Origin of the sequence: Streptosporangium sp. NPDC023615 (assembly GCF_040640155.1) — a bacterium.
In the GTDB taxonomy this organism is placed as follows: domain Bacteria; phylum Actinomycetota; class Actinomycetes; order Streptosporangiales; family Streptosporangiaceae; genus Streptosporangium.
This window is the reverse complement of sequence record NZ_JBFABE010000006.1, coordinates 90,810-116,837: the sequence shown is the minus strand read 5'-3', so window position 1 is coordinate 116,837 and position 26,028 is coordinate 90,810. Positions and strand designations below refer to the sequence as shown.

General features: G+C 73.8%; 19 protein-coding genes. 7 read left to right on the top strand and 12 right to left on the bottom strand.

Features of this window, described 5'->3' with window-relative positions; all coding sequences use genetic code 11:
- The first annotated feature begins 215 nt into the window (after window positions 1-215).
- From AB0G16_RS07010 to AB0G16_RS07000, 3 genes are read left to right on the top strand one after another with little or no spacing between them, the layout of a single operon-like run.
- Window positions 216-1,175, top strand: a complete 960-nt coding sequence (locus AB0G16_RS07010; protein ID WP_362799887.1) for an ATP-binding cassette domain-containing protein — start codon at window positions 216-218, stop codon at window positions 1,173-1,175.
- On the top strand, window positions 1,172-1,828 hold the full coding sequence (locus tag AB0G16_RS07005) for a methionine ABC transporter permease (protein WP_362799884.1): 657 nt from the start codon (window positions 1,172-1,174) through the stop codon (window positions 1,826-1,828). The genes AB0G16_RS07010 and AB0G16_RS07005 overlap by 4 nt, the downstream gene beginning before the upstream one ends.
- A 12-nt stretch (window positions 1,829-1,840) precedes the next feature.
- Window positions 1,841-2,692: a MetQ/NlpA family ABC transporter substrate-binding protein gene (locus AB0G16_RS07000; protein WP_362799881.1), complete on the top strand. Its 852-nt coding sequence runs from the start codon at window positions 1,841-1,843 to the stop codon at window positions 2,690-2,692.
- 63 nt (window positions 2,693-2,755) lie between these two features.
- Here AB0G16_RS07000 and gatB read toward each other — a convergent pair whose 3' ends face one another.
- The 8 genes from gatB to AB0G16_RS06960 form a co-directional block, all read right to left on the bottom strand.
- Window positions 2,756-4,261, bottom strand: a complete 1,506-nt coding sequence (gatB, locus tag AB0G16_RS06995; RefSeq protein WP_362799878.1) for an Asp-tRNA(Asn)/Glu-tRNA(Gln) amidotransferase subunit GatB — start codon at window positions 4,259-4,261, stop codon at window positions 2,756-2,758.
- A 210-nt stretch (window positions 4,262-4,471) separates the two neighbouring features.
- A complete protein-coding gene (locus tag AB0G16_RS06990) occupies window positions 4,472-5,044 on the bottom strand; it encodes a hypothetical protein (protein WP_362799875.1) in 573 nt (190 codons plus the stop codon).
- A complete protein-coding gene (locus AB0G16_RS06985) occupies window positions 5,041-6,129 on the bottom strand; it encodes an AAA family ATPase (protein WP_362799872.1) in 1,089 nt (362 codons plus the stop codon). Before AB0G16_RS06985 ends, AB0G16_RS06990 begins: the two co-directional genes overlap by 4 nt.
- 188 nt (window positions 6,130-6,317) lie before the next feature.
- Window positions 6,318-7,817, bottom strand: a complete 1,500-nt coding sequence (gatA, locus tag AB0G16_RS06980; protein WP_362799869.1) for an Asp-tRNA(Asn)/Glu-tRNA(Gln) amidotransferase subunit GatA — start codon at window positions 7,815-7,817, stop codon at window positions 6,318-6,320.
- Window positions 7,814-8,113 (bottom strand): Asp-tRNA(Asn)/Glu-tRNA(Gln) amidotransferase subunit GatC, encoded by a 300-nt coding sequence (gene gatC, locus AB0G16_RS06975; RefSeq protein WP_362799866.1) that lies wholly within the window; start codon window positions 8,111-8,113, stop codon window positions 7,814-7,816. The genes gatA and gatC overlap by 4 nt, the downstream gene beginning before the upstream one ends.
- Window positions 8,114-8,420: 307 nt before the next feature.
- A complete protein-coding gene (locus tag AB0G16_RS06970; protein ID WP_362799864.1) occupies window positions 8,421-10,502 on the bottom strand; it encodes an EAL domain-containing protein in 2,082 nt (693 codons plus the stop codon).
- Between the two features lie 195 nt (window positions 10,503-10,697).
- Window positions 10,698-12,878 carry an NAD-dependent DNA ligase LigA gene (gene ligA, locus AB0G16_RS06965; RefSeq protein WP_362799861.1) on the bottom strand — a complete coding sequence of 727 codons (2,181 nt, stop codon included), beginning with the start codon at window positions 12,876-12,878 and terminating at the stop codon, window positions 10,698-10,700.
- A 67-nt stretch (window positions 12,879-12,945) separates the two neighbouring features.
- Complete coding sequence (locus tag AB0G16_RS06960; RefSeq protein WP_362799858.1) at window positions 12,946-13,950, bottom strand: methionine synthase; 1,005 nt, start codon at window positions 13,948-13,950, stop codon at window positions 12,946-12,948.
- Window positions 13,951-14,237: 287 nt separating this feature from the next.
- On the opposite strand from AB0G16_RS06960, the gene AB0G16_RS06955 reads away from it, so the two are divergent.
- From AB0G16_RS06955 to AB0G16_RS06945, 3 genes are all read left to right on the top strand, one after another.
- Window positions 14,238-15,461 (top strand): S8 family serine peptidase, encoded by a 1,224-nt coding sequence (locus AB0G16_RS06955; protein ID WP_362799855.1) that lies wholly within the window; start codon window positions 14,238-14,240, stop codon window positions 15,459-15,461.
- A gap of 147 nt (window positions 15,462-15,608) precedes the next feature.
- On the top strand, window positions 15,609-18,116 hold the full coding sequence (locus tag AB0G16_RS06950) for a serine/threonine protein kinase (protein WP_362799852.1): 2,508 nt from the start codon (window positions 15,609-15,611) through the stop codon (window positions 18,114-18,116).
- Window positions 18,113-18,475, top strand: a complete 363-nt coding sequence (locus AB0G16_RS06945) for a YbaB/EbfC family nucleoid-associated protein (RefSeq protein WP_362799850.1) — start codon at window positions 18,113-18,115, stop codon at window positions 18,473-18,475. The genes AB0G16_RS06950 and AB0G16_RS06945 overlap by 4 nt, the downstream gene beginning before the upstream one ends.
- A 136-nt stretch (window positions 18,476-18,611) precedes the next feature.
- Here AB0G16_RS06945 and eccCa read toward each other — a convergent pair whose 3' ends face one another.
- Complete coding sequence (gene eccCa, locus AB0G16_RS06940) at window positions 18,612-22,580, bottom strand: type VII secretion protein EccCa (protein ID WP_362799847.1); 3,969 nt, start codon at window positions 22,578-22,580, stop codon at window positions 18,612-18,614.
- Window positions 22,581-22,727: 147 nt separating this feature from the next.
- Between eccCa and eccD the strand changes: the two genes are divergently transcribed.
- Window positions 22,728-24,110 carry a type VII secretion integral membrane protein EccD gene (gene eccD / locus AB0G16_RS06935; protein WP_362799844.1) on the top strand — a complete coding sequence of 461 codons (1,383 nt, stop codon included), beginning with the start codon at window positions 22,728-22,730 and terminating at the stop codon, window positions 24,108-24,110.
- Window positions 24,111-24,186: 76 nt separating this feature from the next.
- On the opposite strand, the gene AB0G16_RS06930 is transcribed toward eccD, so the two are convergent.
- The 3 genes from AB0G16_RS06930 to AB0G16_RS06920 all read right to left on the bottom strand — a co-directional run bounded on the left by AB0G16_RS06930 (window position 24,187) and on the right by AB0G16_RS06920 (window position 25,854).
- Window positions 24,187-24,672: a YbaB/EbfC family nucleoid-associated protein gene (locus AB0G16_RS06930; RefSeq protein ID WP_362799841.1), complete on the bottom strand. Its 486-nt coding sequence runs from the start codon at window positions 24,670-24,672 to the stop codon at window positions 24,187-24,189.
- Complete coding sequence (locus tag AB0G16_RS06925) at window positions 24,669-25,478, bottom strand: hypothetical protein (RefSeq protein ID WP_362799838.1); 810 nt, start codon at window positions 25,476-25,478, stop codon at window positions 24,669-24,671. Before AB0G16_RS06925 ends, AB0G16_RS06930 begins: the two co-directional genes overlap by 4 nt.
- 73 nt (window positions 25,479-25,551) lie before the next feature.
- Window positions 25,552-25,854 carry a hypothetical protein gene (locus tag AB0G16_RS06920; protein WP_362799835.1) on the bottom strand — a complete coding sequence of 101 codons (303 nt, stop codon included), beginning with the start codon at window positions 25,852-25,854 and terminating at the stop codon, window positions 25,552-25,554.
- Between the last annotated feature and the right edge of the window lie 174 nt (window positions 25,855-26,028).

The window sequence follows — 26,028 nt, the reverse complement described above, 5'->3', positions numbered from 1 at the left end:
GGCCCGGACGGCGGCCCGGACGGCGGCCCGGACGGCGGCCCGGACGGCGGCCCGGACGGCGGCCCGGCCCCGGCCGCCGGCGATCCCGCCCCGATCGCCGCCCCCGGGCACGGGCACGGGCACGGGCACCGAGCTCACGGCGGAGGGATGATGTTTTGTCCGTCTTCGGTTGATACTGATTAGATTCGCCGCATTAGTTCAGGTATAACCTACCTGTGATACATGTTTCAGCACTTCGCAAGGTGTACGGCACCGGCGTGGTGGCACTCGACGGGGTCGACCTCGAGGTACGCGAGGGCGAGATCTTCGGCGTGCTCGGGCAGAGCGGGGCCGGCAAGAGCACGCTGCTGCGCTGCGTCAACCTGCTGGAGCGGCCCACCGGCGGCACCGTGACCGTCGACGGGCAGGACCTGACCGTCCTGGGGGACGCCGAGCTCCGCGAGGCGCGCCGGCGGATCGGGATGATCCACCAGCACTTCGCGCTGCTGTCCTCCCGCACGGTCGCCGCGAACGTGGCCTTCCCGCTGGAGGTGGCCAAGGTGCCGCGCGCCGAGCGCCGGACCAGGGTGGCCGAACTGCTGGACCTGGTCGGGCTGTCGGACAAGGCCGGGGCCTACCCGGCACAGCTCTCCGGCGGGCAGAAGCAGCGGGTCGGCATCGCCCGCGCGCTCGCGGCCCGGCCGAAGGTGCTGCTGTCGGACGAGGCGACCAGCGCCCTCGACCCGGGGACCACGCAGTCGATCCTCGCCCTGCTCCGGCGCCTCAACGCCGAGCTGGGGCTGACGATCATGTTGATCACGCACGAGATGCAGGTGATCAAGAGCGTGTGCGACTCGGCGGCCACGATGCGGGACGGGAAGATCCTGGAGTCGGGGCGCGTCCACGACCTCATCGCCCGGCCCGGTTCCCTGCTGACGCGGGAGATCTTCCCGCTGCCCGAACCCGCACCGGCCGGCAGCGTCACCCTGACCTTCGCCGCCGGGCAGGCCGGGGAGCCGGTGGTGTCCAGCCTGGTGCGGAAGTTCGACGTGGACGTCAACATCCTCGGCGGCTCGCTGGAGGAGCTGCGCGGCGTGTCGGTGGGCCGGCTGCGGATCGGGCTCGACGGCAGGGAGATCGCCGCCGCGCTCGCCTACCTGCGCGAACGCGGCGTACTGGTGGAGGAGAACCCATGACGTTCGAGGAGCTGCTGCCGATCCTGGCGCAGGCCACCCTGGAGACCGGGCAGATGGTGTTCTGGTCGACGCTGCTGACGGCGGTGCTCGGCCTGCCGATCGGCGTGCTGCTGGTCACCACCGACCGCGGCGGCCTGACCCCGATGCCGGCGGTGAAGGCCGTGCTCGGGGCCGTCGTGAACGTGGGACGGTCGCTGCCGTTCATCGTGCTGATGGTGGCGATCCTGCCGTTCACCCGGTTGATCACCGGTACCACCATCGGCACCGTGGCGGCCATCGTCCCGCTGACGCTCGGGGCCGTCCCGTTCTACGCCCGGCTGGTGGAGACCGCGCTGCGCGGCGTCGGCCGCGAGGTCGTGGAGGCCGCGCAGGCGATGGGGTCGCGACGGGTCACCGTGGTCACGAAGGTCCTGCTGCCCGAGACCCTGCCGGAGCTGATCGCCGGGCTGACCGTCACCGTCGTCGCGCTGATCGGCTACTCCGCGATGGCCGGCGCGATCGGCGGCGGCGGCCTCGGGGACCTGGCCATCCGGTACGGCTACCAGCGGTTCGACACCGGCGTCATGGTCGTCACCGTCGTGCTGCTGATCGTGCTCGTCCAGCTCATCCAGATCCTCGGCGACGCCGTCGCCCGAAGGCTTTCACACAGATAGGAGATCACGGGGATGCGGAGATCGATGGGGGCCGCGGTCGCGGCCGTGCTGGCACTGGTGCTCACCGCCTGCGGGGGCTCGTCCGAGACCGCCGGCACCGCGACGTCGGGGGCGTCGGCGGCCGCGGCCGCGGACACGCCGCTGAAGGTCGGCGTGAGCCCGGTGCCGCACGCGGAGATCCTCAAGTACGTCGGCGACAACCTGGCCGCCAAGGCCGGGATCAAGGTGGAGATCGTCGAGTTCGCCGACTACGTGCAGCCGAACGTGCAGCTCCAGGAGGGCCAGCTCGACGCGAACTACTTCCAGCACCGGCCCTACCTGGCCGACTTCCTGAAGTCCAAGGGCGGCGGCGAGCTGACCTACGTCCAGGACGTGCACCTGGAGCCGCTGGGGCTGTACTCCAAGAAGATCAAGGCGGTGACCGAGCTGGCGAACGACGCCACGGTCGCGCTGCCCAACGACGCGACCAACCTGGGCCGCTCGCTCAAGCTGCTCGAGGACAACGGCGTGATCACCCTCAAGGAGGGCGCCGGGACGGCCGCCACCGAGCGCGACGTCGCGAACAACCCCAAGAACCTCCAGTTCAAGCCCTTGGAGGCGGCCCAGCTCCCGCGTTCCCTCGAGGACGTGGACGCCGCGGTGATCAACGGCAACTACGCCCTGGAGGCCGGCCTCAAGCCCGCCGGCGACTCGCTGGTGCTGGAGAAGGCCGACGGCAACCCGTACGCCAACGGGCTGGTCGTCCGTCCGGGCCAGGAGAACGACCCCCGCGTGAAGAAGCTGGCCGAGCTCCTGGCCGGCCCCGAGGTGAAGAAGTTCATCGAGACCACCTACCAGGGGTCGGTGATCTCCTCCACGGGCTGACGCCCGTGAGACCGGCGCGGGGTCCCCTTGCGGGGCCCCGCGCCGTTCACGTCGCGAGGCCGGTCACCCGGAGACGCCGAGGCGCTCCAGGATGAGCTCCCGGGCACGGCCCGCGTCGGCCTTGCCGCGGCTGGCCTTCATGACGCCGCCCACCAGGGCGCCCGCCGCGGCGACCTTGCCGCCCCGCACCTTCTCGGCCGCGTCGGCGTTCTCGGCCAGCACCCGGTCGATGATCTCCATGAGCTCGCCCTCGTCGTTGACGATCTGCAGGCCGCGGGCGGCCACCACCTCGTCCGGGGAGCCCTCGCCGTTCACCACGCCCTCCAGCACCTGGCGGGCCAGCTTGTCGTTCAGCGCCCCCCCGGCGACCATCGCGCACACCCGGGCGATCTGGTCCGGCGTGATCGGCAGCGCGCTCAGCGCGACCCCGGCCTCGTTGGCCCGGCGGGCCAGCTCGCCCATCCACCACTTGCGGGCGTCCGCGGGCGGGGCGCCGGCGGCGACCGTCGCCTCGACCAGCGCGATGGCGTCGGCGTTGTGCATGGCCGCCATGTCCAGGTCGGACACGCCCCACTCCTGCTGGAGCCGCTTGCGCCGCACGCTCGGCAGCTCGGGCAGGGCGGCCTTGAGCGTGGCGACCCACGCCGTGTCGGGGGCGATCGGCACCAGGTCGGGCTCGGGGAAGTAGCGGTAGTCCTGCGCCTCCTCCTTGGACCGTCCCGAGGTGGTGGTGCCGGTGTTCTCGTGGAAGTGGCGGGTCTCCTGGACGATCCGGCCGCCGCCGGCCAGGATCGCGGCCTGGCGCTCGATCTCGCCCCGGACCGAGCGCTCGACACTGCGCAGCGAGTTGACGTTCTTGGTCTCGGTACGCGTCCCCCACTCGGTGGAGCCGCGCGGCATGAGGGAGACGTTCACGTCGAACCGCATGGAGCCCTCCTCCATGCGCACGTCCGAGACGCCGAGGCCGCGCACCAGCTCGCGCAGCTCGGTGCCGTAGGCGCGGGCGACCTCGGGGGCCATCCGGTCGGTCCCCGGGATCGGCTTGGTGACGATCTCCACCAGCGGGATGCCCGCGCGGTTGTAGTCGACGATCGAGTAGTCCGCGCCGTGGATGCGGCCGGTCGCGCCGCCCACGTGGGTGGACTTGCCGGTGTCCTCCTCCAGGTGGACGCGCTCGATCTCGATCCTGACGGTCCTGCCGTCGACCTCGACGTCGAGGTAGCCGTCGAAGCAGAGCGGCTCGTCGTACTGGCTGATCTGGTAGTTCTTCGGCATGTCCGGGTAGAAGTAGTTCTTCCGGGCGAAGCGGCACCACTCGGCGATGGAGCAGTTGAGCGCCAGGCCGATGCGGATCGTCGACTCGATCGCGGCGGCGTTGGCCGTCGGCAGCGAGCCGGGCAGCGCCAGGCAGACCGGGCAGACGTGCGTGTTCGGCGGGGCGCCGAACGTGGTCGAGCAGCCGCAGAACATCTTCGACGCCGTGCCCAGCTCGACGTGCGTCTCCAGTCCCAGCACCGGCTCGAAGCGCTCCAGCGCCTCGTCGTACGGCATCAACGTCTCGGTGCTCATCGGTCGTTCACCATTCCTCTTCCGCTCCGCGGAGCGATCGTCCCTCGTGCGGCGGCGCGCCCGGTGCGCCGGGATCCGCCCGCGCCCACCGTGCCTGCCCGCCTCGTCATGAAACCGTGCGTCCTGGACATCTGCGTCGTGAAGTCGTGCGTTCCGAACATCTGCGTCGTGGGGGCGTGTGTCATGGACACCCGCGTCCCGATACCCGCGTCATAGATAACCGAGTCCCTTCAGCGCGTTCCTCGTCTCGGCCACCCAGTTCGCGTAGGCGGGCACCTGGGCCAGGACGGCGAGATCGATGTTGCGGCCTATGTATTCGAAGTAGTCGCGGACCGGCTTGCCGCGCCGGGGGACGGTCGCGGCGAGCACCCCGGCGGGGTCGGCGATCCTGTCGACCTCGCGGGGGCGGGACGGCAGGAGGCTGAGGTCGCTGCCCTCCAGGCCCGCCCACACGGCCCGGTCGGCCAACAGCCAGCCCTCGGTCTCGCCCAGCCCGATCACCGGCACCAGGTATTTCGAGTGGTAGCGGACGCTGTCGCGCCTGCGGCGTTCCCGCTGCTCGTCGTGCGTGAACAGCAGGTGGCAGTCGGCCGCGAGCTCCTCCAGCGCGGCGACCAGGCGCTCCCGGTCGCAGGAGACGACCTCGGTGGCCTCGACGTCGACGGCGTACGGCGACATCCAGGTGAGCTCGCGCAGTTGCCGGGAGATCACGATGCCGAGGAAGCCCTCGTCGGCCTCCCCCTCGGCGACGAGTCCCGGGACCAGCGGGCGGCTCGTGCTCACGCCGCCGCGCCCAGGTACTGGCGGACCTGCCGGGGCGAGACGAACGTGCCCGGCTCGCCGTCCGGCTGGATCGGCTTGGCCACCGTCACCCGCGACACCCGGTCGTTGTCGGGATCGACGCGGACCGCGGTGTCGAGGAACGTCAGCGCCTCGGGCTCGGTCCGGTAGACCTCGGCGACGACCACCGGGGACTGGCTGGTGAGGATCACCTGCCGCAGCGGCTCCGGCCCCCCGGGCACGGCGATCCGCCGGCGTACCCGGCGGAGCAGCTCGCCCAGGCGGACGGGGTGCACGCCGCTCTCGATCTCCTCCACCAGCAGCGTGCCCGGGTGGTCGGGGTCGTGCAGGGCCGCCAGCAGGCCGAGGACCCGCAGCGTGCCGTCGGACAGCAGCGCGGCCGGCACCGTCCCCTGCCCGTCGACGACCAGCTCGAAGGAGCACCTGTCCCGGTCGGCGCGCGGCACCAGGCCGCCGACGTCGGGCACCACCCCGGCCAGGTCCGCCGTGAGGTCGGCCATCGCCCCGGTGCCCGCCATCCGGCCCAGCACCGCGGCCAGGTTCGCGCCGTCGGCCGCGAGCGGCGCGGTGTCACCGGCCGGGCAGCGGCGGCGCATCGCCGCGGGCGAGGGCGCGTAGCGGCGCCAGGACCGGACCGTACGGCGGGGCGTGCCCTCCGGGTCCGGGTCGGCGACCATGAGTTCCAGCAGCTCCGGCGGGATCTGCTGCGCCACGTGGCTGACGGCGACCCCGCTGGACCGTGGGATCTTCAGCACCATCTCCGCTCCCGCGTCGAACCTGATCGGCACGACCGTCCTCGGCTCGGGAGCGACCATCGCCTCCACCGACACCACGAAACCGGGCACGGCCGAGCCGTGGGCGACCCGGTGGAACTGGTCCCCCGGCAGCCCGCGGGTCGCGCCGAACAGCCCGCCGGAGCCCTCGATCTCGGCGGCCACGAACCCGACCGCGTCGAAGAGGTTCGACTTGCCGCTCGCGTTCGGGCCGACCAGCGCGAGGAAGGGCGGCACATCGAGATCGAAGTTCAAGAAGGACTTGAACCCGTCGATCTCGATCCGAGTGATCATGCCGCCGTTCTCCCTCTCACCTGTCGCCCTGCCGCCCTGTCGCCTCTCGTCCGGAAGTCCCGACACCCCGACGTCCCGATGCCCGGGCGCCCCGGCCTCCCGGCGCCCCGGCCTCCCGATGTCCGGGCGGCCCGATGTCCGGGCGGCCCGGGGCCCGAGCCCTGTGGATCCCCTCGTCCCGGAGGGCCCTAAAGCTCCGGGGCCCGGGACAGCAGGTCGCCGCCCCAGCGGCCGTGCAGGGCCCGCTCGACCGCGGCGCCGACCCGGTAGCAGCGGTCGTCGCCGAGCACCGGGGCCATGATCTGCAGGCCGACCGGCAGGCCGTCCTCGTCGGCCAGGCCGCACGGCACCGAGATGGCCGCGTTGCCCGCCAGGTTCGACGGGATCGTGCACAGGTCGGCCAGGTACATGGCCATCGGGTCGTCGGCGCGCTCGCCGATCGGGAACGCCGTGGTCGGGGTGGTCGGCGAGACGAGCACGTCCACCTGCTGGAAGGCGGCCTCGAAGTCGCGCGCGATGAGCGTGCGCACCTTCTGCGCCTGACCGTAGTAGGCGTCGTAGTACCCGCTGGAGAGCGCGTACGTGCCCAGGATGATCCGGCGCTTGACCTCGGGGCCGAAGCCCTGGGCCCGGGTCAGGGCCATGACCTCCTCGGCGCTGCGCGTGCCGTCGTCGCCGACGCGCAGGCCGTAGCGCATGGCGTCGAAGCGCGCCAGGTTGGACGAGCACTCCGAGGGGGCGATCAGGTAGTAGGCCGGCAGGGCGGTGGTGAACGACGGGCAGGAGACCTCGACGACCTTGGCGCCCAGCGACTCCAGCAGCTCCACGGTCTCGTGGAAGCGGGCCAGCACGCCCGGCTGGTAGCCCTCGGCGTTCTGGCCGCCGAACTCCCTGACCACGCCGACGCGCAGGCCCGCCACGTCGCCGTTGCGCGCCGCCTCGACCACCGAGGGCACCGGGGCGTCGACGGAGGTGGAGTCCATGACGTCGTGGCCGGAGAACGCCTCGTGCAGCAGGGCGGCGTCCAGCACGGTGCGGGCGAAGGGGCCGGGGGTGTCCAGCGAGCTGGCGAAGGCGATCAGCCCGTAGCGGGACGAGCCGCCGTAGGTCGGCTTCATGCCCACGATGCCGGTGACGGCGGCGGGCTGGCGGATCGAGCCGCCGGTGTCGGTGCCGGTGGACAGCGGGGCCTCGTACGCGGCGACCGCGGCCGAGGAGCCGCCCGAGGAGCCGCCGGGGATGCGCGAGAGGTCCCACGGGTTGTGGGTGGTCCCGTAGGCGGAGTTCTCGGTGGAGGAGCCCATCGCGAACTCGTCCAGGTTGGTCTTGCCGAGGATCACCAGGCCGGCCCGGCGCAGGCGCCCGGTCACGGTCGCGTCGTACGGCGGCCGCCAGCCCTCGAGGATCCTCGACCCGGCCGTGGTCGGCATGTCGGAGGTGGCGAAGACGTCCTTGTGCGCGATCGGCACGCCGGCCAGCGGGCCGAGCTCCTCGCCGGCCGCGCGGCGGGCGTCGACGGCCCGCGCCTGCCCCAGGGTGGTCTCGGCGTCGATGTGCAGGAAGGCGTTGACCTTCGGCTCGACCGCGGCCATCCGGTCGAGGTGGGCCTGGGCGACCTCGACGGCGGAGACCTCGCCGCTCGCGATCAGCGCGCCGAGATCGGCGGCGGTCTTGCGGATGAGGCTCATGCTTCCTCCCCGAGGATGCGCGGCACGCGGAAGCGGCCGTCCTCGACGGCGGGGGCGCCGGCGAGCGCCGCCTCGGGGGTCAGGCCGGGCCGGACCTCGTCGGGACGGAAGACGTTGGTGAGCGGGAGCGCGTGCGAGGACGGCGGGATGTCGTCGGCCGCCACCTCGGCGACGCGGGCGACCGCACCGATGATCACATCGAGCTGGGCGGCGAAGTGGTCGAGCTCCTCGTCGGCCAGCGCCAGCCGGGAGAGCCGGGCGAGATGAGCGACCTCGTCGCGGGTTATGGCGGACATGAGTCGTTGAACCCGTTTCCTGAAATGTCAATTGGACACTGTCATCCTATGGCTCGCGACCTGAGGCTCCCGACTCATTGACCCCTCCGCGGTCACATCATGATCTCCTCGGGTGTCCCCGCACGGCCCTCACGGGGCCGTAGCGGACCCGGTGAGGCCGCGCCGCCCACCGGGCCGCCGCCCACAGGGCCGCCGCCCACCGGGCCGCCGCCCACAGGGCTCGTCCGGCGGGCCGTCGGGCCCACGGGCCTTTGGGTCACCCGGGCCGCCGCGTCCCACGTCCCCGGCGTCCCGGGCCCGCCGCCTCTCAGGCCCGCTGCGTGTCGAGGACCCCCCGGCGGCGCAGCAGCGTGAGGTCGTGCGTGGGGAGCGCGCGGTGCTTGCGCAGCCACACGGTCGCCTCGGCCGCCGACATGGGCTCGGCGAACAGCCAGCCCTGACCGAGGTCGCACCCCATGGCCTTCAGCCGCCTGGCCACCTCGTCCGACTCGACGCCCTCGGCGACCGAGCGCAGCCCCAGGGAGCGGACCAGGTCGACGATGGAGCGGACGATCCGCTCGTCGTCCTTGGACTCGGCGATGCGGCGGACGAACGAGGAGTCGATCTTGACTTCGGCGACCGGCAGGCGCTGCAGGCGCACCAGCGAGGAGTAGCCGGTGCCGAAGTCGTCCAGCGCGAGCGGGACCCCCAGCGAGGCAAGGGCGCCGACGGCCTCGGCGGTGTAGGCCTGGTCGGTCATCAGGATGCGTTCGGTGACCTCGAGCTGGATCGCCTTGGGCGGCAGCCGGTAGCGGGCCAGCCCCGCCCCGAGCTGGTCGGACAGGGCCGAGTCGAGCAGGTCGCGAGCCGAGACGTTGACCGAGATCTGCTCGTGCAGCCCGGTGTGCCACCAGTGCGCGGCCTGCTCCAGCGCGGCGTCGATGACGTACCCGGTGAGGTGCCGCATCAGGTACGACTGCTCGGCCATCGGCACGAACTCGTCCGGGGGGATCATGCCCCGCTCGGGGTGGCGCCAGCGCACCAGCGCCTCCACGCCCCGCACCTGCCCCCCGGCCAGGTCGAGCTTGGGCTGGTAGTGCAGCCGCAGCTCGGAGCGGTCGATGGCCCTGCGCAGGTCACCGAGGAGGGTGAGCCGCTCGGGGCTGTTGCGGTCCTTGTCGGCGGCGTAGATCTCGACCCCGGTCCGGCCCTCCTTGGCCAGGTACATCGCCACGTCCGAGCGCTGCAGCAGCATCTCGAAGTCCGGGGCGTGGTCGGGGTAGATGGCGATGCCGAACGAGGCGTCCAGGTCGAAGCTCATGCCCTCCAGCCGGACCGGCTCGGTGATCGCCACCCGCAGGCGGGCCGCCACCTCCCTGGCCGCCGCCGCGTCCCTGATCGAGGGCAGCAGGACGGCGAACTCGTCGCCGCCCAGCCGGGCCACCACGTCGCCGGGACGGACGCTGTGGGTGAGCCGGTGCGCGACCGTCTGCAGGAGCCGGTCGCCGACCGGGTGCCCGAGCGTGTCGTTGATCTCCTTGAACCGGTCGAGGTCGAGCAGGAACAGGCCGACCCGTTCGCCGTCCCGGGCCTCGGCCAGCGCCTCCTCGGTGCTGAGCACGAGCATCTTGCGGTTGGGCAGCCCGGTCAGCCCGTCGTGCATCGCCTGGTGGTCGCGGCGCACCGACATCGTCGCCGTGAAGTAGACCGCCACCATCGGGGCCAGGAACAGCGGCACCAGGGCCGGCGAGTGGTTCATCACGACCACCACCAGGGGCGCCAGGCCGAGCATCCCGGCGTACACCAGGCTCTGGTGGCCGATGGTGGTCCTGATCACCCGGTGGATCGACCGGCGCTCGTGCAGGGCCACCGCGCCGGAGACGAGCAGCGCCCGCACCGTGAAGTAGCCGAGCCCGGCCAGCCCGATCGCCAGCAGGTCCGACCCGTCGGGCACCCCCGAGCCGCCGATGACGGGCAGGTCCCCCAGGAGCCCGAGCACCAGCTCGGCCGCGCCGCAGGCCATCGTCACCTGGGCGATGTTGAACATGACCCGGTGACACGCCTTGCGGGTCACCACCCCGTTGACCACGATGGCCACCGCCTGGAGCAGCGCGGCGACCGGGAGCCCGTAGTGGAGCAGGGCGGCGAAGGTGAACATCGTCGACGGGTAGGTGCCGCCCACCGTCATCGACGACGACAGCACCACCGGGCGCAGTTCACCCAGCACGATCAGGACCGCGAGCATCCAGAACATCGGGCTGCGGACCAGCGACGCCGCCCCGGCCGCGTCCAGGCGCAGCTGGGACACGACGAGCACGGTGAACCCGATCGTGATGACGACCGCCAGATAGCCCCACAGGGGCGTTCCCGGTCGCGGTCCGGTGTCGCGGGTATCGGTTGGGTCGGCCATGAGTAACAAAACCCCCATTAGTTCACTATGGGAGAGTACGGCCTACAGGCCACTTCGCGAAACCGATTGCGCACGTTGCGTCACGGAGATTCGCACGTTTTCATCACTCGCCCCCGGAGCCCGGGGCGTCCCTCGGGCCCCGGGGGCGTCCGGCCCGCCGTGAACCGCCCTCCCGCGTCGTGGACGCCGCCCCGGTCACTCCTCGGGCTTCAGGGTCACCGCGGCCGCCGCCTCGGGCCCCTCGGCCAGGAGCACCGCGAGGCCGTCCTCGTCCAGGACGGGCACGCCGAGCCTGGTGGCCTTGTCGAGCTTGGAGCCCGCGTTCTCCCCGGCCACCACGAAGGAGGTCTTCTTCGACACCGAGGACGCGACCTTGCCCCCGCGCGAGGTCAGGGCCTCGCCGGCCTCGTCCCGGGTGTAGGCGGCGAGCGTGCCGGTCACCACGAAGGTGAGCCCGGCCAGGGTCTGCGGGAGCTGCTCGGCCGGCGGGTCGTCGACCATCCGGACCCCGGCGGCCGCCCACCGGTCGATGATCTCCCGGTGCCAGTCGACCTCGAACCAGTCGCGGATCGCCGCGGCCACCCGGGGACCGACGCCCTCGACGGCCGCGAGCTCCTCCTCGGAGGCCGCCGCGATCGCCGGGATCGAGCGGAACTCCGCGGCGATCGCCTGTGCGGTCGGGGGGCCGACGTGGCGGATGGAGAGCGCGACGAGCACCCGCCAGACCGGCCGGTCCTTGGCCCTCTCCAGCTCCTGGAGCATCTTCTCGGCGTTCCTGCTGGGCTCGCCGTTCTGGTTGGCGAAGAAGGTGACGACCTTCTGCTCGCCGGTGTCCGGGTCGGTTTTGGGCAGGCCGTTGTCGGGGTCGCGGACCACCGACCTGATCGGCAGGAGCCGCTCGATCGTCAGGTCGAACAGGTCGGCCTCGGTGCGGACCGGCGGCTGCTGCGGCGGCAGCGGCTGGGTCAGCGCGGTGGCCGCGACGTAGCCCAGCCCCTCGATGTCGAGGGCCTTGCGCCCGGCGGCGAAGAAGATGCGCTCGCGGAGCTGGGCCGGGCACGCCCTGGTGTTGGGGCAGCGCAGGTCGGCGTCGCCCTCCTTCTCGTAGGCCAGGGCGGTGCCGCACTCGGGGCAGCGTTCCGGCATCGTGAACGCCCGCTCGGTGCCGTCGCGCAGGCCGATCACCGGGCCGGTGATCTCGGGGATGACGTCGCCGGCCTTGCGCAGCACCACGGTGTCGCCGATCAGCACCCCCTTGCGCGCGACCTCCGAGCCGTTGTGCAGGGTGGCCCGCTCGACCCTGGACCCGGCCACCACGATCGGCTCCATCACCCCGTACGGCGTGATCCGGCCGGTGCGGCCCACCCCGACCTGGATGTCGAGGAGTTTCGTGTTGACCTCCTCCGGCGGGTACTTGTAGGCGATCGCCCAGCGCGGCGCCCGGCTGGTGGACCCCAGGTTGCGCTGGAGCTCGACGCGGTCGACCTTGACCACGACCCCGTCGATCTCGTAGGCCGGGTCGTGCCGGTGCTCGCGGTAGAACTCGATGAACTCCTCGATGCCGCCGAGGTCGTCGACGACCCGGTAGAGGTCGCTGACCGGCAGGCCGAACTCGGCGAGGCGCCGGTAGATCTCCGACTGGGAGCCGGGCAGGGGCGCGCCCTTCCACGTGCCGACCCCGTGAACGATCATGCGCAGCGGGCGCTGCGCGGTGATGCGCGGGTCCTTCTGCCGGAGCGAGCCGGCCGCCGAGTTGCGCGGGTTGGCGAACGGCGCCTTCCCGGCCTCGACCAGGTGCTCGTTGAGCCTCGCGAACTCCTCGACCGGCATGTAGACCTCGCCCCTGACCTCCATCAGGTCGGGCACGTCCTCGCCGGTCAGGCGCTGCGGGATGTCGGCGATCGTGCGGACGTTGGCCGTCACGTCGTCCCCGACCCTGCCGTCGCCCCTGGTCGCCCCCCTGATCAGGCGGCCCTCGCGGTAGACCAGCGCGATCGCCAGGCCGTCGATCTTCACCTCGCACAGGAACGGAGCGGGGTCGCGCTCGGCCAGCCGCTCGGCCCTGGCCCGCCAGGAGGCGAGGTCCTCGGCGTCGAAGGCGTTGTCGAGGCTCTCCATCCGCTGCAGGTGCTCGACCGGGGTGAAGTCGGTGGAGATCGGCGCGCCGACCTTCTGGGTGGGCGAGTCGGGCGTGCGCAGCGTGGGGTGCTCCTCCTCCAGGGCACGCAGCTCGCGCATCCACAGGTCGTACTGGGCGTCGCTCACGGTGGGCGCGTCGAGCACGTGGTAGCGCCAGTTGGCCTCCTCGGCCAGCTCGGCCAGCTCCGCGTGCCGCTCCAGCGCCGTCACCGGCACACCCTCGACCTCAGCGCCCATCGCCGGGCCCTCCCCTCGTCGTCGTCCAGGGCAAACGTTATCGCCGGACACCGACAACCGGCCCGGCTCACTCGCCCGGGTCGTCGCGCAGCACCCGGGCGGCCCCGCGGCAGGCGGCCAGGGCGGCCCTGGCGTAGGCGGGCGAGGCGCCGGCCAGCCCGCAGGAGGGGGTGAGCACGACCTGCGACGCCAGGGTGGCGGAGGGAAAGCCGAGACGGCGCCACAGGTCCTTCGCGGGCGCGGCCACCGCGCCGGCGCCGGCGATCGGGGAGTCCACGCCCGGCACGACGCCGAGGAACAGGGCCGTACCCGCCTCGACGGTCTCGCCGACCGCGTCCTCCTCACGCCTGCTCAGCAGGCGGGCGTCGAGCGACACGCCCTGGACGCCCGCCGCGCGCAGCACGCCGAAGGGCACGCGCGGGGCGCAGCAGTGCACCACCGTGAACACGTCCGGCGGGAACACCGCCCGCAGCCGGTCGGCGACGATCTGGCGGTCGACGGCCGCCAGCCGGCCGAAGCCCGAGGCGGTCGGGACGGTGCCCGCCAGCACGCCGGGCAGTCCCGGCTCGTCGATCTGGAGCACGATCTCCGACGCGCCGGGCACCCGGCGGCGCACCTCGGCGACGTGCGCGGCGAGCCCCTCGGCCAGGGACGCGACCAGGTCGCGCACGGCCCCGGGGTCGGCGAGGGTCTTGTCGCCGTACCGCAGCTCGATCGCGCCGGCCAGCGTCCACGGCCCGCACGCCTGGATCTTGAAGGGCCCCTCGTACCCCTGGACGACCTCCTCCAGCCCGTCGAGGTCGCGGATCAGGTGGTCGCGGGCGCGCTTGGCGTCGCGCCCCGGCCGGTCGGCGAACCGCCAGCCCGACGGCTGGACCTCCACCGGCATCTCCAGCAGGAGTGACGCGGTGCGCCCGATCATGTCGGCGCCCACGCCGCGGGCGGGCAGCTCGGGCAGGTACGGCAGCGCGGGCGACTCGCCGAAGACGACCCTGACCGCCTCGGCGTGGTCCTCTCCCGGATGCGAACCGATGCCGGTCGCGGTCGCCTCACCCCATGGGTACTGGCTCACAACTGCTCCTGGTCTCGCGTCTGGACATGGGCGGGCTCCGCCGGCGCCTGCCAGGCTCACCCGCCCACGCAGCCTATTGCCGCCGGATCACGTGCCCGGCACGGGAAATCCCGCCACGCCGCGACGGAGGGCACCGGGCTGAGTAGGGTGCTGCCCGGTATTCACCTTTTCTGGGGTCGTGCGTTCCGGGGCGTCCCGGCCGGGGCCGGATCCCGGGGTGCTCGGGGGCCGTTTCGTTCGGGGGCGTTTCGCGTGGCTCGTTCTGGGGGCGTTTCATGATCGGTCGGATGCTCGTCACGGTGCTGGTGCTGGCGGCGGTCGCGGCGCCCCCGGCCGTCGCGACGGCGGGGGCGGGCGCCACGGCGACGACCACGGCGACGACGACGACCACGGCGACGGCGACGGCGACGGCGACGGCGGGAACCGCGGCGGGCTCCGCGCCCGAGAGATGCACTCCCAGGCGCGGCACGACCAGCATCTCCGAGTCCTGGGCCCAGCGCCGTCTCAGCCTCTCCGAGGTGTGGGAGCTGACCAAGGGGGCCGGTGTCACCGTCGCGGTCGTCGACAGCGGGGTGGAGACCCGGCATCCACAGCTCACCGGGACCCGCTCGATCGACCTGACCGGCACCGGCACCCGCGACTGCCTCGGTCACGGCACGGCGGTGGCGGGCGTCATCGCGGCCGCCGAGATGAAGGGGGTGCCCTTCACCGGGGTCGCGCCACGGGCACGGCTGATCTCCGTCAAGCAGACCTCCGACGGCACCGGGGACGTGGGCAGGCTGGCCGCGGCCATCGTGCGGGCCGCGGAGCTCGGCGCCGACGTGATCAACGTGTCGGTGCAGGCGAGCGACCAGGCCGACCTGCGCGACGCGGTCGCCTACGCCCTGGCCATGGACGCCGTCGTGGTGGCCGCGGCCGGCAACGTGCAGAAGGAGGACGGCACCCCGGCACCCGCCTACCCGGCCGCCTACGAGGGGGTCATCTCGGTGGGGGCGGCCGGCCCCGACGGCGCGAGGGCGGACTCCTCGAACGCGATCACCCCGGTCTCCGTCCTGGCCCCCGGCCGGGACGTCACGAGCACCTGGGTCGGGCGGACCTATCGGGAGGACCTGGAGGGCACCAGTTTCGCCGCCCCGTACGTGGCCGGGGTGGCCGCGCTGGTCCGCGCCCGCCACCCGAAGCTGGACAACGTACGGATCCGGCGGCGCATCGAGCTGACCGCGGACGGCGGTACCGGGGCGGGCACCGGCGCGGGGATGGTCAACCCGCTGCTGGCGGTGTCGGCGATCCTGCCGTCCGAGCAGGTGGCGCTCGCGCCGCGCGAGGCGGCCCCGCTGCCGCCGGACGCGGTACGGCCCGCGCCCGCGCGGGACGCCGTCGCCGTCTCGCGCGCGCTCTGGGTCGCGCTGGGCGCGCTCGCCGCCGGCGTCCTGGTCACCGTGGCGGGCATCGCCGTGCCGATGGGCCGCCGCCGGGGGTGGCGACCCGGCATACCAGGGAATCAAACATGACAAACGTATTAAAAACCCGCTGCACCCCGCCCGGTTTGGTTGGATGGGACACGATTAGCTTTAAGCGGCCTTATTGACAGTTGTGCTGGAAGGAATGCAATGGGGTATTTGTACCCATTACTGGCCGAAGATCCTAAGCGTATCGGGGTGCACGTCCTGGTCGGCCGGCTCGACCCGGACCCGGACCACACCGTCTACCTGGGACATCTTCTCGACGACGAGACCGTCCGCGTCATCCGCCTCCTCGCTCCCCGTCCGGACGCCGACTCGCAGGCACGGGAGCGGATCACGACCGCGCTGAACGCGGCCAAGCGGGCCTCGGGGGCGCACGCCGCCAGGCTGCTGGAGGTCGGCTGGTTCGACGACTCCCCGTACGTGGTCCGCGAGCACGTCGAGGGCCCCACCCTGCGGCAGGCGGTCGCGGAGAACGGGCCGCTCACCGGAGAGGCGCTGGAGCGGTTCGCGACCGGCACGCTCACCGCGCTGACCGCCCTGCACCTGTCGGGTCTCGCCCACCGGGCGCTCACCCCCGACACCGTGATCCTCGGCCCGGACGGCCCGCGGGTCTTCGACATCGGGCTCGTCCCCGCGACCGGCGGGTGGGAGCCGGACTACCTGGCCCCCGAGCGGCCGCGCACCGACCCCCTCGGCGCCACGGCCACGGCACCGGCCACGGCACCGTCCGCCGCCGCGGAGGCGGACCGGCCCGCCGACCTGTTCGCCTGGGCGGCCACCGTCGTCCACGCGGCGACCGGGCGGCCGCCGTTCGGCGGACGGCCCGAGCACGGTGAGGCGGACCTGAGCGGCCTGCCCGCGGAGCTCCGGCCCGTCCTCGCCTCCTGCCTGGCCGAACGGCCCGGCGAGCGGCCGGACACCGGGACGGCCATGCAGCGCCTCCTCGGCGAGCGCGAGGCGGGGGCACCGGTCGCGCCGGCGCCCGTCACCGCCGACGACACCGCCGGCCACCCGAGCCCCGGACCCTTCGCGGGCACCGTCGGCACCGTCGGCACCGTCCCCGGCCCCGGCGCGGACGCCGGAGCCGGCACGACGGCGGGCACGGCGGGCACGGCGGCCCACATGGAACCGGGCACGGGGAACGGCTCCGGAGCGGGGACGGTCCCGGGCATCGGGACACCGGCCGCCCCCGGGTCCGGACGGCAGGTCGGCGCGGACCTCACGGGGACCGCGCACGGGGAGGACCTTCCGGCCGGTACGGCGACGCCCGACACGGCCGCGCAACGTCCGGCGGGACCGGCGACGTCGGTCTGGGGAGCTCCGCAGCTTCCCCAGAGCGCGTCCGCCACCCCCGACGTCCCCGCCGCCCCCGACGTCCCCGGCGTCCCGGCCGAGGCGCCCCCGCAGGCCGCCAGGACGAGGACGGGCGGCCTCTCCATGGCACTGGCCGCCTGCATCGGCGCGATCGTCCTGCTCTCCGGGCTCGGACTGTGGGCCGCCGGACGGTACACCGCCCTGGACGAGCTGGAGCGGGCCTCCGCCGACGGGGCCGTCCCGGAGGTCGCCCTCGGGCTGGCGGACGGCTCGCGGCAGGAGCCGCAGCCGGCCTCCGATCCCGGCCGGAACACCGGGGACGCCCCGGTGGGCAAGGTGACCGTGCCGTGGGGCACGACACCCGAGCCCGGTGCCGCGGAGGTCGGGCCGCTGCAACTGCCCAGTGACGCCCCCACCGTGCCTCCGGTCCCGACCATCGGCTCCTACACCGATCCTCCGGTCGCCGTGCCGACCGGGCCGATGGTCGCGCCTCCGACGGCACCCGCCGTACCGACCGTTCCCGCGGAGCCGACCGGTCCCGCGACCGGGCAGGCGACACCCACCGCCGAGGCGTCGCCCACGGCGGCGGTCCAGACGACCCCGACCCCGACGGTGCCCGTCGAGCCGGAGGGGCCGCCGACCGGTCCGCCGACACCGGTGCCGACCCCCACGCCCACCCCGGGGCAGAGCGGCCCTCCCGCGCCCACCCCGGCCCCCGCCCCGGGCACGGGTCAGGGGACCCCCACCCCGGCGCCCACCCTCCCGCCGACGGTTCCCCCGGGGGCGCGGCCGACGGCCGCCACACCGACGGTCACCAGGCCGGCGCCCGTCAGGCCGACCTTCACCCGGCCCGCTCCCCGGCCCTCGCAGTCCGCGAGGCCGTCGCAGCCCGCCAGGCCCTCGCGGCCGGCCACGCCGTCCAGGCCCGCCCCGACCTTCAAGCCGTCGCAGCCGGCCAAGCCGGTCGCCACCCCCTCGTGGACCGCGAGGCCCACGGTGGCACCGACGGCACGGCCGACCTCCCCGGCCGCCACCGGGCCGGCGGGACCTCCGGCGGCGGGGACCAACCCGTTCAGCCCGGAGAAGGTCTGCGGTCCGGGCTTCACCAGGCAGGGCTCGACGCCCCTGAACGGCGGGACGGCCTACCTGCTCGTCAGCGCCTCCAGCGGTAACGGCTGCGTGGTCACCATCAAGAGCGCGAACGTCGGCACCGCCTCGCAGGTCTGGGCCACGCTCGAGGTCCGGGGCGGCCTGAGCCGGACCGACCGGCGCGACCACCGGTACTACGCGGGCCCGGTCGTCCTTCCCGTCAAGGGCAAGTGCGCGCGTTTCAACGGAGGCGTCCTGAGCGGCGGCTTCGGCCTCGACTGGGGAAGCTGCACGTGAGGCCGGGCGAACGGGAGACCGCGCCGGCCGCCTCCGGGGAGGCGTACACCCTGACCGGGGACCCCGAGGCGGACCGGCTCCTCGCGGCCATATGGGAACAGACGAATCGGATGGAGGAGGTCGGGCAGAGCCTCGCCGAGACCAGGGGCAGGGGCGAGGCCGCCGACGGTCACGTCCAGGTGGAGGTGCTGGCCAGCGGCGAGCTGGCGGCCCTGCGCCTCGACCCGCGTGCCCTCCGCCTGGGGTCCGAGAGCCTCGCCGAGGCGATCCTGAAGGCCTCGGGCGAGGCCGCCGAGGACGCGGCCGAGCAGACCGGCGAGCTGTTGAACGCGCTTCTGGAAGAGCCCTTCCAGAGCTGACCCGAGGTTCCGCACACGTGGATCCGGCCCCGGGCGAGAGCCCGGGGCCGGATCCTCCCGCGGCCGGACCGGTTCGGCGCCGGACCCGGTCAGGGCCGGACGAGGGCCGCCGTCGCCCGGGTGTTCGATCTCCCGTTCACCTGCCCGTGTCCGGGGGCGGCGGCACGAACGCGGTCTGGATGAGGCGCACGCCGCTCCTGCGGTCGGAGAAGTAGGCGCGGCCCGGCGGCAGCGGGTGCGGGCGCACCCCGAACAGGACGCCCTCGTCCTTGTGGCCCGACATCATCACGGCCGGGGTGGCCATGTCCTTGAGCCGCTGGAGCACCGGGTCGAACATGGCCCGTCCGGCGCCGCCCATCGCGCGGGCCAGCACCAGGTGCAGGCCGATGTCGCGGGCCTGGGGCAGCAGGTCCATCAGCGGGCCGAGCGGGTTGGCGCCCGAGGAGACCACGTCGTAGTCGTCGACCACGATGTAGATGTCCGCGCCTTTCCACCAGCCGCGCGAGCGCAGCTCCTCCGGGGGGAGGTTCGCCGGGGGGAGCCGCTTGACCAGCGCCTCCCTGATCTCGGCGATGAACTCGCCGGCGGCCGTCGAGGAGGCCGCGTACCCGATGCGGTGCTCGGTGTAGGCGGCGTCCAGCAGCGAGCGCCGGTAGTCGATGACGATGAGGCGGGCCGCCGAGGGCTCGTGGCGGGCCACGACCCCCTCGGCCACCAGGCGCAGCAGGTTGGACTTGCCGCTCTCGTTGTCGCCGATGACGACCAGGTGCGGGTCGGCGTCGAAGTCGGCGAGCACCGGCGACAGGGTGCTCTCGTCGATGCCCAGGGGGATGCGCGCGCCGGTCCGGACGGGACCGGGCAGGCTCTCGGGCCCGAGCACGGCGGGCAGCAGCCGTACGCGGGGCGCGGGCGGGCCCTGCCAGGCGGCGGCGACCGACTCGACCATCGCCCGGGTGGCGGCGGGCAGGTCCTCGGCGCGGGAGCCGCCGTCGACGCGGGGCAGCGCCCCGAGGAAGTGCAGCCCGTCACGGGTCAGGCCGCGCCCGGGGGTGCCCTCGGGGACGGCCATCGCGGTCCTGCGGTTCACCTCGGACTCGTAGGCGTCGCCCAGCTTCAGCTCCACGCGGGAGCCGAACAGGTCGCGGATGGAGGGGCGGAACTCCGACCACTTGTTGGTCGCGGCGACCACGTGCACGCCGTAGCCGAGGCCGCGGGCGGCCAGCTCGGTGATGACGGGTTCCAGCGACTCGTACTCCTGGCGGACCGTGAGCCAGCCGTCGACCACGAGGAACACGTCCCCGAAGCCGCCGGTCTCGACGCCCCCTTCGGCGATCCGGCGCCGGTAGGTCGCGATCGAGTCGACGCCCTGCTCGGCGAACTCGCGCTCGCGCCGCGCGAGCAGCGCGGTGACCTCGGCGACGGTGCGGCGGACCCGGTCGGCGTCCAGCCGGTTGGCCACCCCGCCGACGTGCGGCAGGCCCTCCAGCGCGGCCAGGCCGCCGCCGCCGAAGTCCAGGCAGTAGAACTGCACCTCGGCGGGGGTGTGGGTGAGGGCCAGGCCGGCGACCAGCGTGCGCAGCACGGTGCTCTTGCCGCTCTGCGGCCCCCCGGCCACGGCCACGTGCCCGGCCGCGCCGGACAGGTCCAGCCAGTACGGGTCGCGCCGCTGCTCGAACGGGCGGTCCACCACGCCGAGCAGGGCGTGCAGCCCCCCGCGTCCCTGCCACTGCGCGGTCGTCAGCCCGTGGTGGGGGGTGACGCCCAGCGGCGGGAGCAGCTCGTCCAGCGAGGGCGCCTCGGCCAGCGGCGGCAGCCAGATCCGGTGCGCGGGCGGCCCCTGGCCCGCCAGCCTGCGGACGACGACGTCGAGCAGCGACTCGCGCCCGGAGACGGCGGCCTCGGGTTCGGGCTCGGGCTCGGCCTGCGGTGGCGGCGCGACGTAGGCGGCGCCGTAGGGGACGATCTGCCGTCCCTCGGCGCGCTCGCGCCGGACCACCCGGCGCTCGGGCGTGTAGGGGCCGGAGACGTAGGCGGCCTTGAAGCGGACCATCCCGGTGGTGTCGAACTTCAGGAACGCGTTGCCGGGCGCCGAGGGCAGCTCGTAGGCGTCGGTCACGCCGAGCACCACCCGGCTCTCCATCGCCGAGAAGGTCCGCAGGCCGATCCGGTACGACAGGTGGGTGTCCAGGCCGCGCAGCCTGCCCTCCTCCAGCCGCTGCGAGGCCAGCAGCAGGTGCACCCCCAGGGACCGGCCGAGCCGGCCGATCATCACGAAGAGCTCGATGAACTCCGGCTGGGCCGAGAGCAGCTCGCTGAACTCGTCCAGCACCACGAACAGGGTGGGCAGCGGCCGCAGGTCGGCGCCCTGCTCCCTGGCCTGCTCGTAGTCGCGCAGCGAGGCGTGGTTCCCGCTGGCGCGCAGCAGTTCCTGGCGCCGTACCACCTCGCCGTGCAGGGCGGCGTGCATGCGGTCGACCAGGGGCAGCTCGTCGGCGAGGTTGGTGATGACGGCCGAGACGTGCGGCAGGGAGTCCATGCCCAGGAAGGTCGCGCCGCCCTTGAAGTCGACGAGTACGAAGTTCAGGACCTCCGAGGAGTGCGCGACGGCCAGCCCGAGCACCAGCGTGCGCAGCAGCTCGCTCTTGCCGGAGCCGGTGGCGCCGATGACCAGGCCGTGCGGGCCCATGCCGCCCTGCGCCGACTCCTTGATGTCCAGCTCGACCGGGCGCCCGTCGGTGCCGACGCCGATCGGCACGCGCAGCCGGTTGCGCGGCGCCCGGGGGCGCCACAGCAGCGCCGGCTCCAGCGCGGCCGGGTCGCCGAGCCCCAGCAGCTCGGCCAGCGTGGTGTCGGCGGCGAGCGCGTCGCCGCCCCCGGTCCCGGCCGGGGAGCCGCGCAGGGGGGCCAGCCGCCTGGCCAGCCCGTCGGCCTGGAGGTAGGAGAAGCGGTCGGGCCTGCCCAGGGGGGTGACGACCTCCTTGCCCGCCTGGTCGGTGGTGACCCGGCTGAAGGAGTCGGCGGTGACGCGCAGCCGCAGCGTCGTCTTCTCCCCGGCCGGCGTCGTGGTCCCGTCGAGGTCGACGAGCGTGACCCCCTCGATCGCGTCCGCGCCCAGCGGGGAGTCCTGCGGGACGTGGCCGCCGTCGATGATCACGACGTGGTACGGGAGCGCGTCGGCCGAGACGCCGGGCCTGAACCGGGCCCGGTTCTTGAAGTCGTCGCCCAGCAGCCGGTCCAGCTCGCCCAGGTCGTTCGTCATCAGCCGGACGGGTCCTGCGGCGTCGGTCTCGTGCGGGTGCAGGGCGTGCGGCAGCCACTTGACCCACTCCCAGTGGGCCATCCACTCCTGTGAGGCGCAGATCGCGATCCTGAGCTCGTCGGGCGAGTGGAAGACGGCGAGCTGGGCGACGAGCGCCCTGATCATGTCGCGGACCGGCGCCTCGGGGCCGGTGGGCCGGACCCGGGCGAAGGAGTGCAGGGAGACCGCGATGGGCAGGTCGGCCACGGTCGAGTGGGCGCGGACGAAGCGGCGCAGCGCCCCGGCGGACATCGCGTCCAGGTCCTCGACCGGCTTGGACTCCGGCGGGATGAGCTGGACCGCCAGGCGCTGGGTCCCGGTGCCCACCCGGACGGCGCCGAAGTCGGCGTCGGCAGGCCGGCGCTCCCACAGGCGGGCGCTCAGCGCGATCGACCACAGCGCGTCGGGGTCGGGGCCGTTCCAGTCCAGCGCCTCGCGTTGCCTGGCCGCCGCGCGCCGGACCTTGGCGCGGGTCTGGGACAGGTAGCGGAAGTAGTCGCGCCGCAGGCCGTTGAGCCGCTGCTTGCGCTCTCCCTGGGCCCGGCCCATCTGGCCGATCGACATGCCGACCATGGAGAGCGCGAACATGCCGCTGGCCACGTACATGATCGGGTTGCCGCCGCCGTTCCCGGCGAACATCAGGCCCATCGCGGCGGCGCCGGCGATCATCGGCAGGTAGGTGAGCACCTGGGTGAACCCCGCCGAGGTGGTCTCCGGGATCTCCGGCGGGGACTCCAGCAGGATCTCGCCGCGCGGTGGCAGCGGCGGCGGACGCCGTTCGGGCCGCCGGACAACCACTATGCCCACTTCGCCCCCGATGTGAGTAAAGCTAATTTTGTCCCCGGCATACCGTAGCGAACCCGATCACCTTTCTCGGTGAAATCCCCGCGAACGCCGCGGAACCACGGTCGAGCCGGGTATCGGACGATCGCCGGGATGGCTACCATGCGCCCCGTGAACCAGGTGACCGCAATCCCGCTGTGCCGCATCACCGTCGTCACCCCGCGTCGCCGGGTCGACCTGGCGGTTCCCTCCGACCTTCCCCTGTCCCACCTGCTGCCCGACCTGCTCACCGCCACCGGCGAGGCCGACGCGATCCCGCCGGCCGGCGGCTGGGGGCTCCAGCGGATCGGCGCGGCCCCCATGCCGCCGGCCGCCGGCCTGAACGAGCTGGGCATCAGGGACGGCGAGGTGCTCTACCTGCTGCCCAGGTCCTCCCAGTTGCCCGAGGCGGTCTTCGACGACGTCGCCGACACCGTGGCGACCGGCGTCAAGGAGCGCACCGGCCGCTGGCGGCCCGCGCACACCCGGGGCACCGGGCTGACCGTGGCCGCGGTCGCGATCGTCGCCGCGGTCCTCGTGCTCGCGGCGAGCGGACCCGGCTGGGGGGTGGTCGTCGCCTTCGCCGGGGTCTGCGCGGTCCTGGCCATGGTGGCCGGCGCCGCGCTCTCCAGGGCCGCGGGCGACGGCCGGGCCGGGGCGGTCATCGGCTACACCGCGCTGCCCCACGCGTTCCTCGCCGGGGCCTACGTGCCCGCCTCCCCGGCCGGTCCCGGCGCGTTCGGGGCGCCCAACCTGCTGGCCGCCTTCGCGGTGACCGCGCTGATCGCCACCGTGACCGGCTGGGTCGTCGCCGAGGGGCTGCCCAACTTCTTCGGCGTCGGCCTGGCCGCGGTGGTCGGGGCGATCTGCTCGGCGGTCGTGATGCTCACCGGCGCGCCGGCGGCCGGCGTCGCCGCGGTGGCCGCCGCGGTGATCCTGGCCTGCGCGCCGCTCATCCCGACGACGTCCTTCCGGCTGGCGCGGCTCCCGCTGCCCGCGCTGCCGGCCAACGCCGAGGAGCTGCGCGCCGACACCGAGGACATCGACGGCGCCGACGTACGGCGGCGCGCGGCCGAGGCCGAGCGGTTCGCCACCGGCCTGACCGCGGGGGTCGCGCTGGTGGCGCTGGGGGCGCTGCCGGCCGTGCTGTCCGCGAGCGGATGGACCGTCCCGGCGACCGTGGTCACGCTCTCGCTGGCCCTGCTGATGCGCGCCCGCGTCTTCCAGGGGACCGGCCAGCGGCTCTGGCTGCTCGGCTCGGGGCTGACGGGGCTGCTGACCCTGACCCTGGGGGTCGCCTTCACCGTGCCGGGCTCGGCACCGGCGGTGACGATCGGCCTGGTCTGCGCGGCGGCGCTGGCGTGCGGGATGGCGCTGTTCCTGCCGGTGCGGCGGCCCTCGCCGTTCTGGGGACGCGCCGGCGACATCGTGGAGTTCTGCCTGATCCTGGGCCTGCTCCCGCTCGCGCTCGGCGTGCTGGACGTGTACGCGACCATCAGGGGCCTGTCCGGCTGACCGGACCGCCACGGGCCGGTCCCGCGCGGGCGGTCCGGCACGGGCGGTCCGGCACGGGCGGTCCGGCACGGGCGGTTCAGTCGCGCCTCAGCTCGTCCAGGGCTCGGGCGAAGTCATCGCCGATCTCCTCGAAACGGCGGCGGGCCTCGTCCATGTCCAGCGCCACCGGCTCGCCGCCGGTGGCGGCGCGGATCAGTTCCTCGTTCGCGCGCCTGGCGTCCTGCTGGGCGGCGCGGACCGCCTCGGTCACCGCCTCGGCGACGGCCTGGCTGTCCAGCCGCATGACGCGCGGCTCAAGGGTGATCTCCCTGATCTGCCCGGCGCCGTCCACCAGCGCGCGGGCCAGGCCGCCGGCGCCGGTCCCCTCACCGGTGACGGCCCCCAGCTCGCCGACGACGTCGCCGAGGCGCCGCAGCGTCTCCTCGCTCTCCCGCACGACGGCGTCCAGGTCCCCCGGGAGGAGGTCCTCCGGGCGCGGGTCCTCCAGCCGCGGGGCACCCGGGTGCGGAGCCTTCGCGCGCGGGTCCTCCGGGCGCGGGCCGAAGGGGTCGAAACGGCTCACCTGTACGGCTCCGGCTTCTCTCTCCTCGGGGACAGCCACTCGAACGTCCCCCCCTTGGGCGGTTGCGGCACCTGGCCCGGGGCGACGGCGGGCGGGGTCCGGTACGGCAGGAGCGAGGGGTCGATCCGCGCCTTGGTGAAGTCCACCCCGGCCGAGCCGGTGGGCTCCAGGTTGAACGACTGGACCCACGCCTTGCCGGAGAAGTACATCGACATGCTCCCGGCCGCCGCCGCGACGAGCTTGCCCAGGGCGCCGGTCGAGACGGCGATGATCTGGCTGGCCATGGTGCCCAGCATCTTCAGGTTGACCGCCGCGTTCGCCGCGTAGGGGGTCGCCAGCATGGCGGCCGCGATCGTGGCGAGGGCCAGCAGGGTCGCCGCGACCTTGGCGATGGCCAGCCAGTACGCGCGGTAGGCGTCCCCCATCTCGTCCACGATCCCGGCGACGTTCTTGACGTAGGCGCGCAGGCTCTCCAGCGCCTCCTGCATCCGCTGGACGGCGTCGTCGAACGCCTCCCTGTCGTCGGCGATCCAGCCCTCCTTCTCCTTGGTGAGCAGGACGGCCACGTAGCTCTTCACCGCGGTGTCCAGGCGCGAGTGGACGGACTCCCAGTTGTTGTAGGCGTCGGCCATGCCCGGAACGTTCGCCACGGCGGTGCCCGCGATCGCCACGCCCGCCCAGGCGGTGGGCGCCAGCCTCGCGCCGCCCTTGAGGGTGGACAGCACCTTGCCCGAGTTCGTGATCACCCCCTTGGCGCTCCTGCTCGCCGTCAGCGGGCTCGGCACGCCTCCCGGTCTCACCGCCATGCCGGCTCCCCCTTCCGGACCGCCCGAGGACCACGGTTCGCCGGTACGTCACGGTTCGCCGGTACGCCGCGGCTCACCGGTAGACCACGGTGCTGTTGTCCTCCGCGGCCCGCCAGTTGGCGCGGGCGGTGGTCAGCGCGGCCGTCCACGACTCCAGCACCGCCACGGCGTCGTCGAACTTCTCTCCCACGTCGCGCTGGACCTCCCGGTAGCGGATCCCGACCGCGGCCTCGCCGACGAGCCCCCAGCCGGGAAACCCGACCGTCGTGTCGCCCAGCATCGCGCGGAGCTCCTTGAGGCGCGGGATGACGTCCTCCTCGATCTCGGTGCGAACGCTCTCGATCGCCGTCGAGGTGACGTACCTCTCCTGGGTCATGTGGCCTCCCGTGATCACGTGTTCCCGGACATCTCCTACCATCCCCATCCGTTCCGTCCGGGCGCCTCGACGGCCTGTTCACGCGTCCGCCGACGACCGGAAACGTCCGCGCCCACCGGCGTTCACCATCGGCACCCCGTGCCCCGGCCGCCACAGCCGCTTCTATGCTGTCGG

Coding starts and splice junctions, on each gene's coding strand:
- AB0G16_RS07005 (WP_362799884.1), top strand. CDS start 1,172: ATGACGTTCGAGGAGCTGCTGCCGATCCTGGCGCAGGCCACCCTGGAG.
- AB0G16_RS07000 (WP_362799881.1), top strand. CDS start 1,841: ATGCGGAGATCGATGGGGGCCGCGGTCGCGGCCGTGCTGGCACTGGTG.
- gatB (WP_362799878.1), bottom strand. CDS start 4,261: ATGAGCACCGAGACGTTGATGCCGTACGACGAGGCGCTGGAGCGCTTC.
- AB0G16_RS06985 (WP_362799872.1), bottom strand. CDS start 6,129: ATGATCACTCGGATCGAGATCGACGGGTTCAAGTCCTTCTTGAACTTC.
- gatA (WP_362799869.1), bottom strand. CDS start 7,817: ATGAGCCTCATCCGCAAGACCGCCGCCGATCTCGGCGCGCTGATCGCG.
- gatC (WP_362799866.1), bottom strand. CDS start 8,113: ATGTCCGCCATAACCCGCGACGAGGTCGCTCATCTCGCCCGGCTCTCC.
- AB0G16_RS06970 (WP_362799864.1), bottom strand. CDS start 10,502: ATGGCCGACCCAACCGATACCCGCGACACCGGACCGCGACCGGGAACG.
- ligA (WP_362799861.1), bottom strand. CDS start 12,878: ATGGGCGCTGAGGTCGAGGGTGTGCCGGTGACGGCGCTGGAGCGGCAC.
- AB0G16_RS06955 (WP_362799855.1), top strand. CDS start 14,238: ATGCTCGTCACGGTGCTGGTGCTGGCGGCGGTCGCGGCGCCCCCGGCC.
- AB0G16_RS06925 (WP_362799838.1), bottom strand. CDS start 25,478: ATGGCGGTGAGACCGGGAGGCGTGCCGAGCCCGCTGACGGCGAGCAGG.
- AB0G16_RS06920 (WP_362799835.1), bottom strand. CDS start 25,854: ATGACCCAGGAGAGGTACGTCACCTCGACGGCGATCGAGAGCGTTCGC.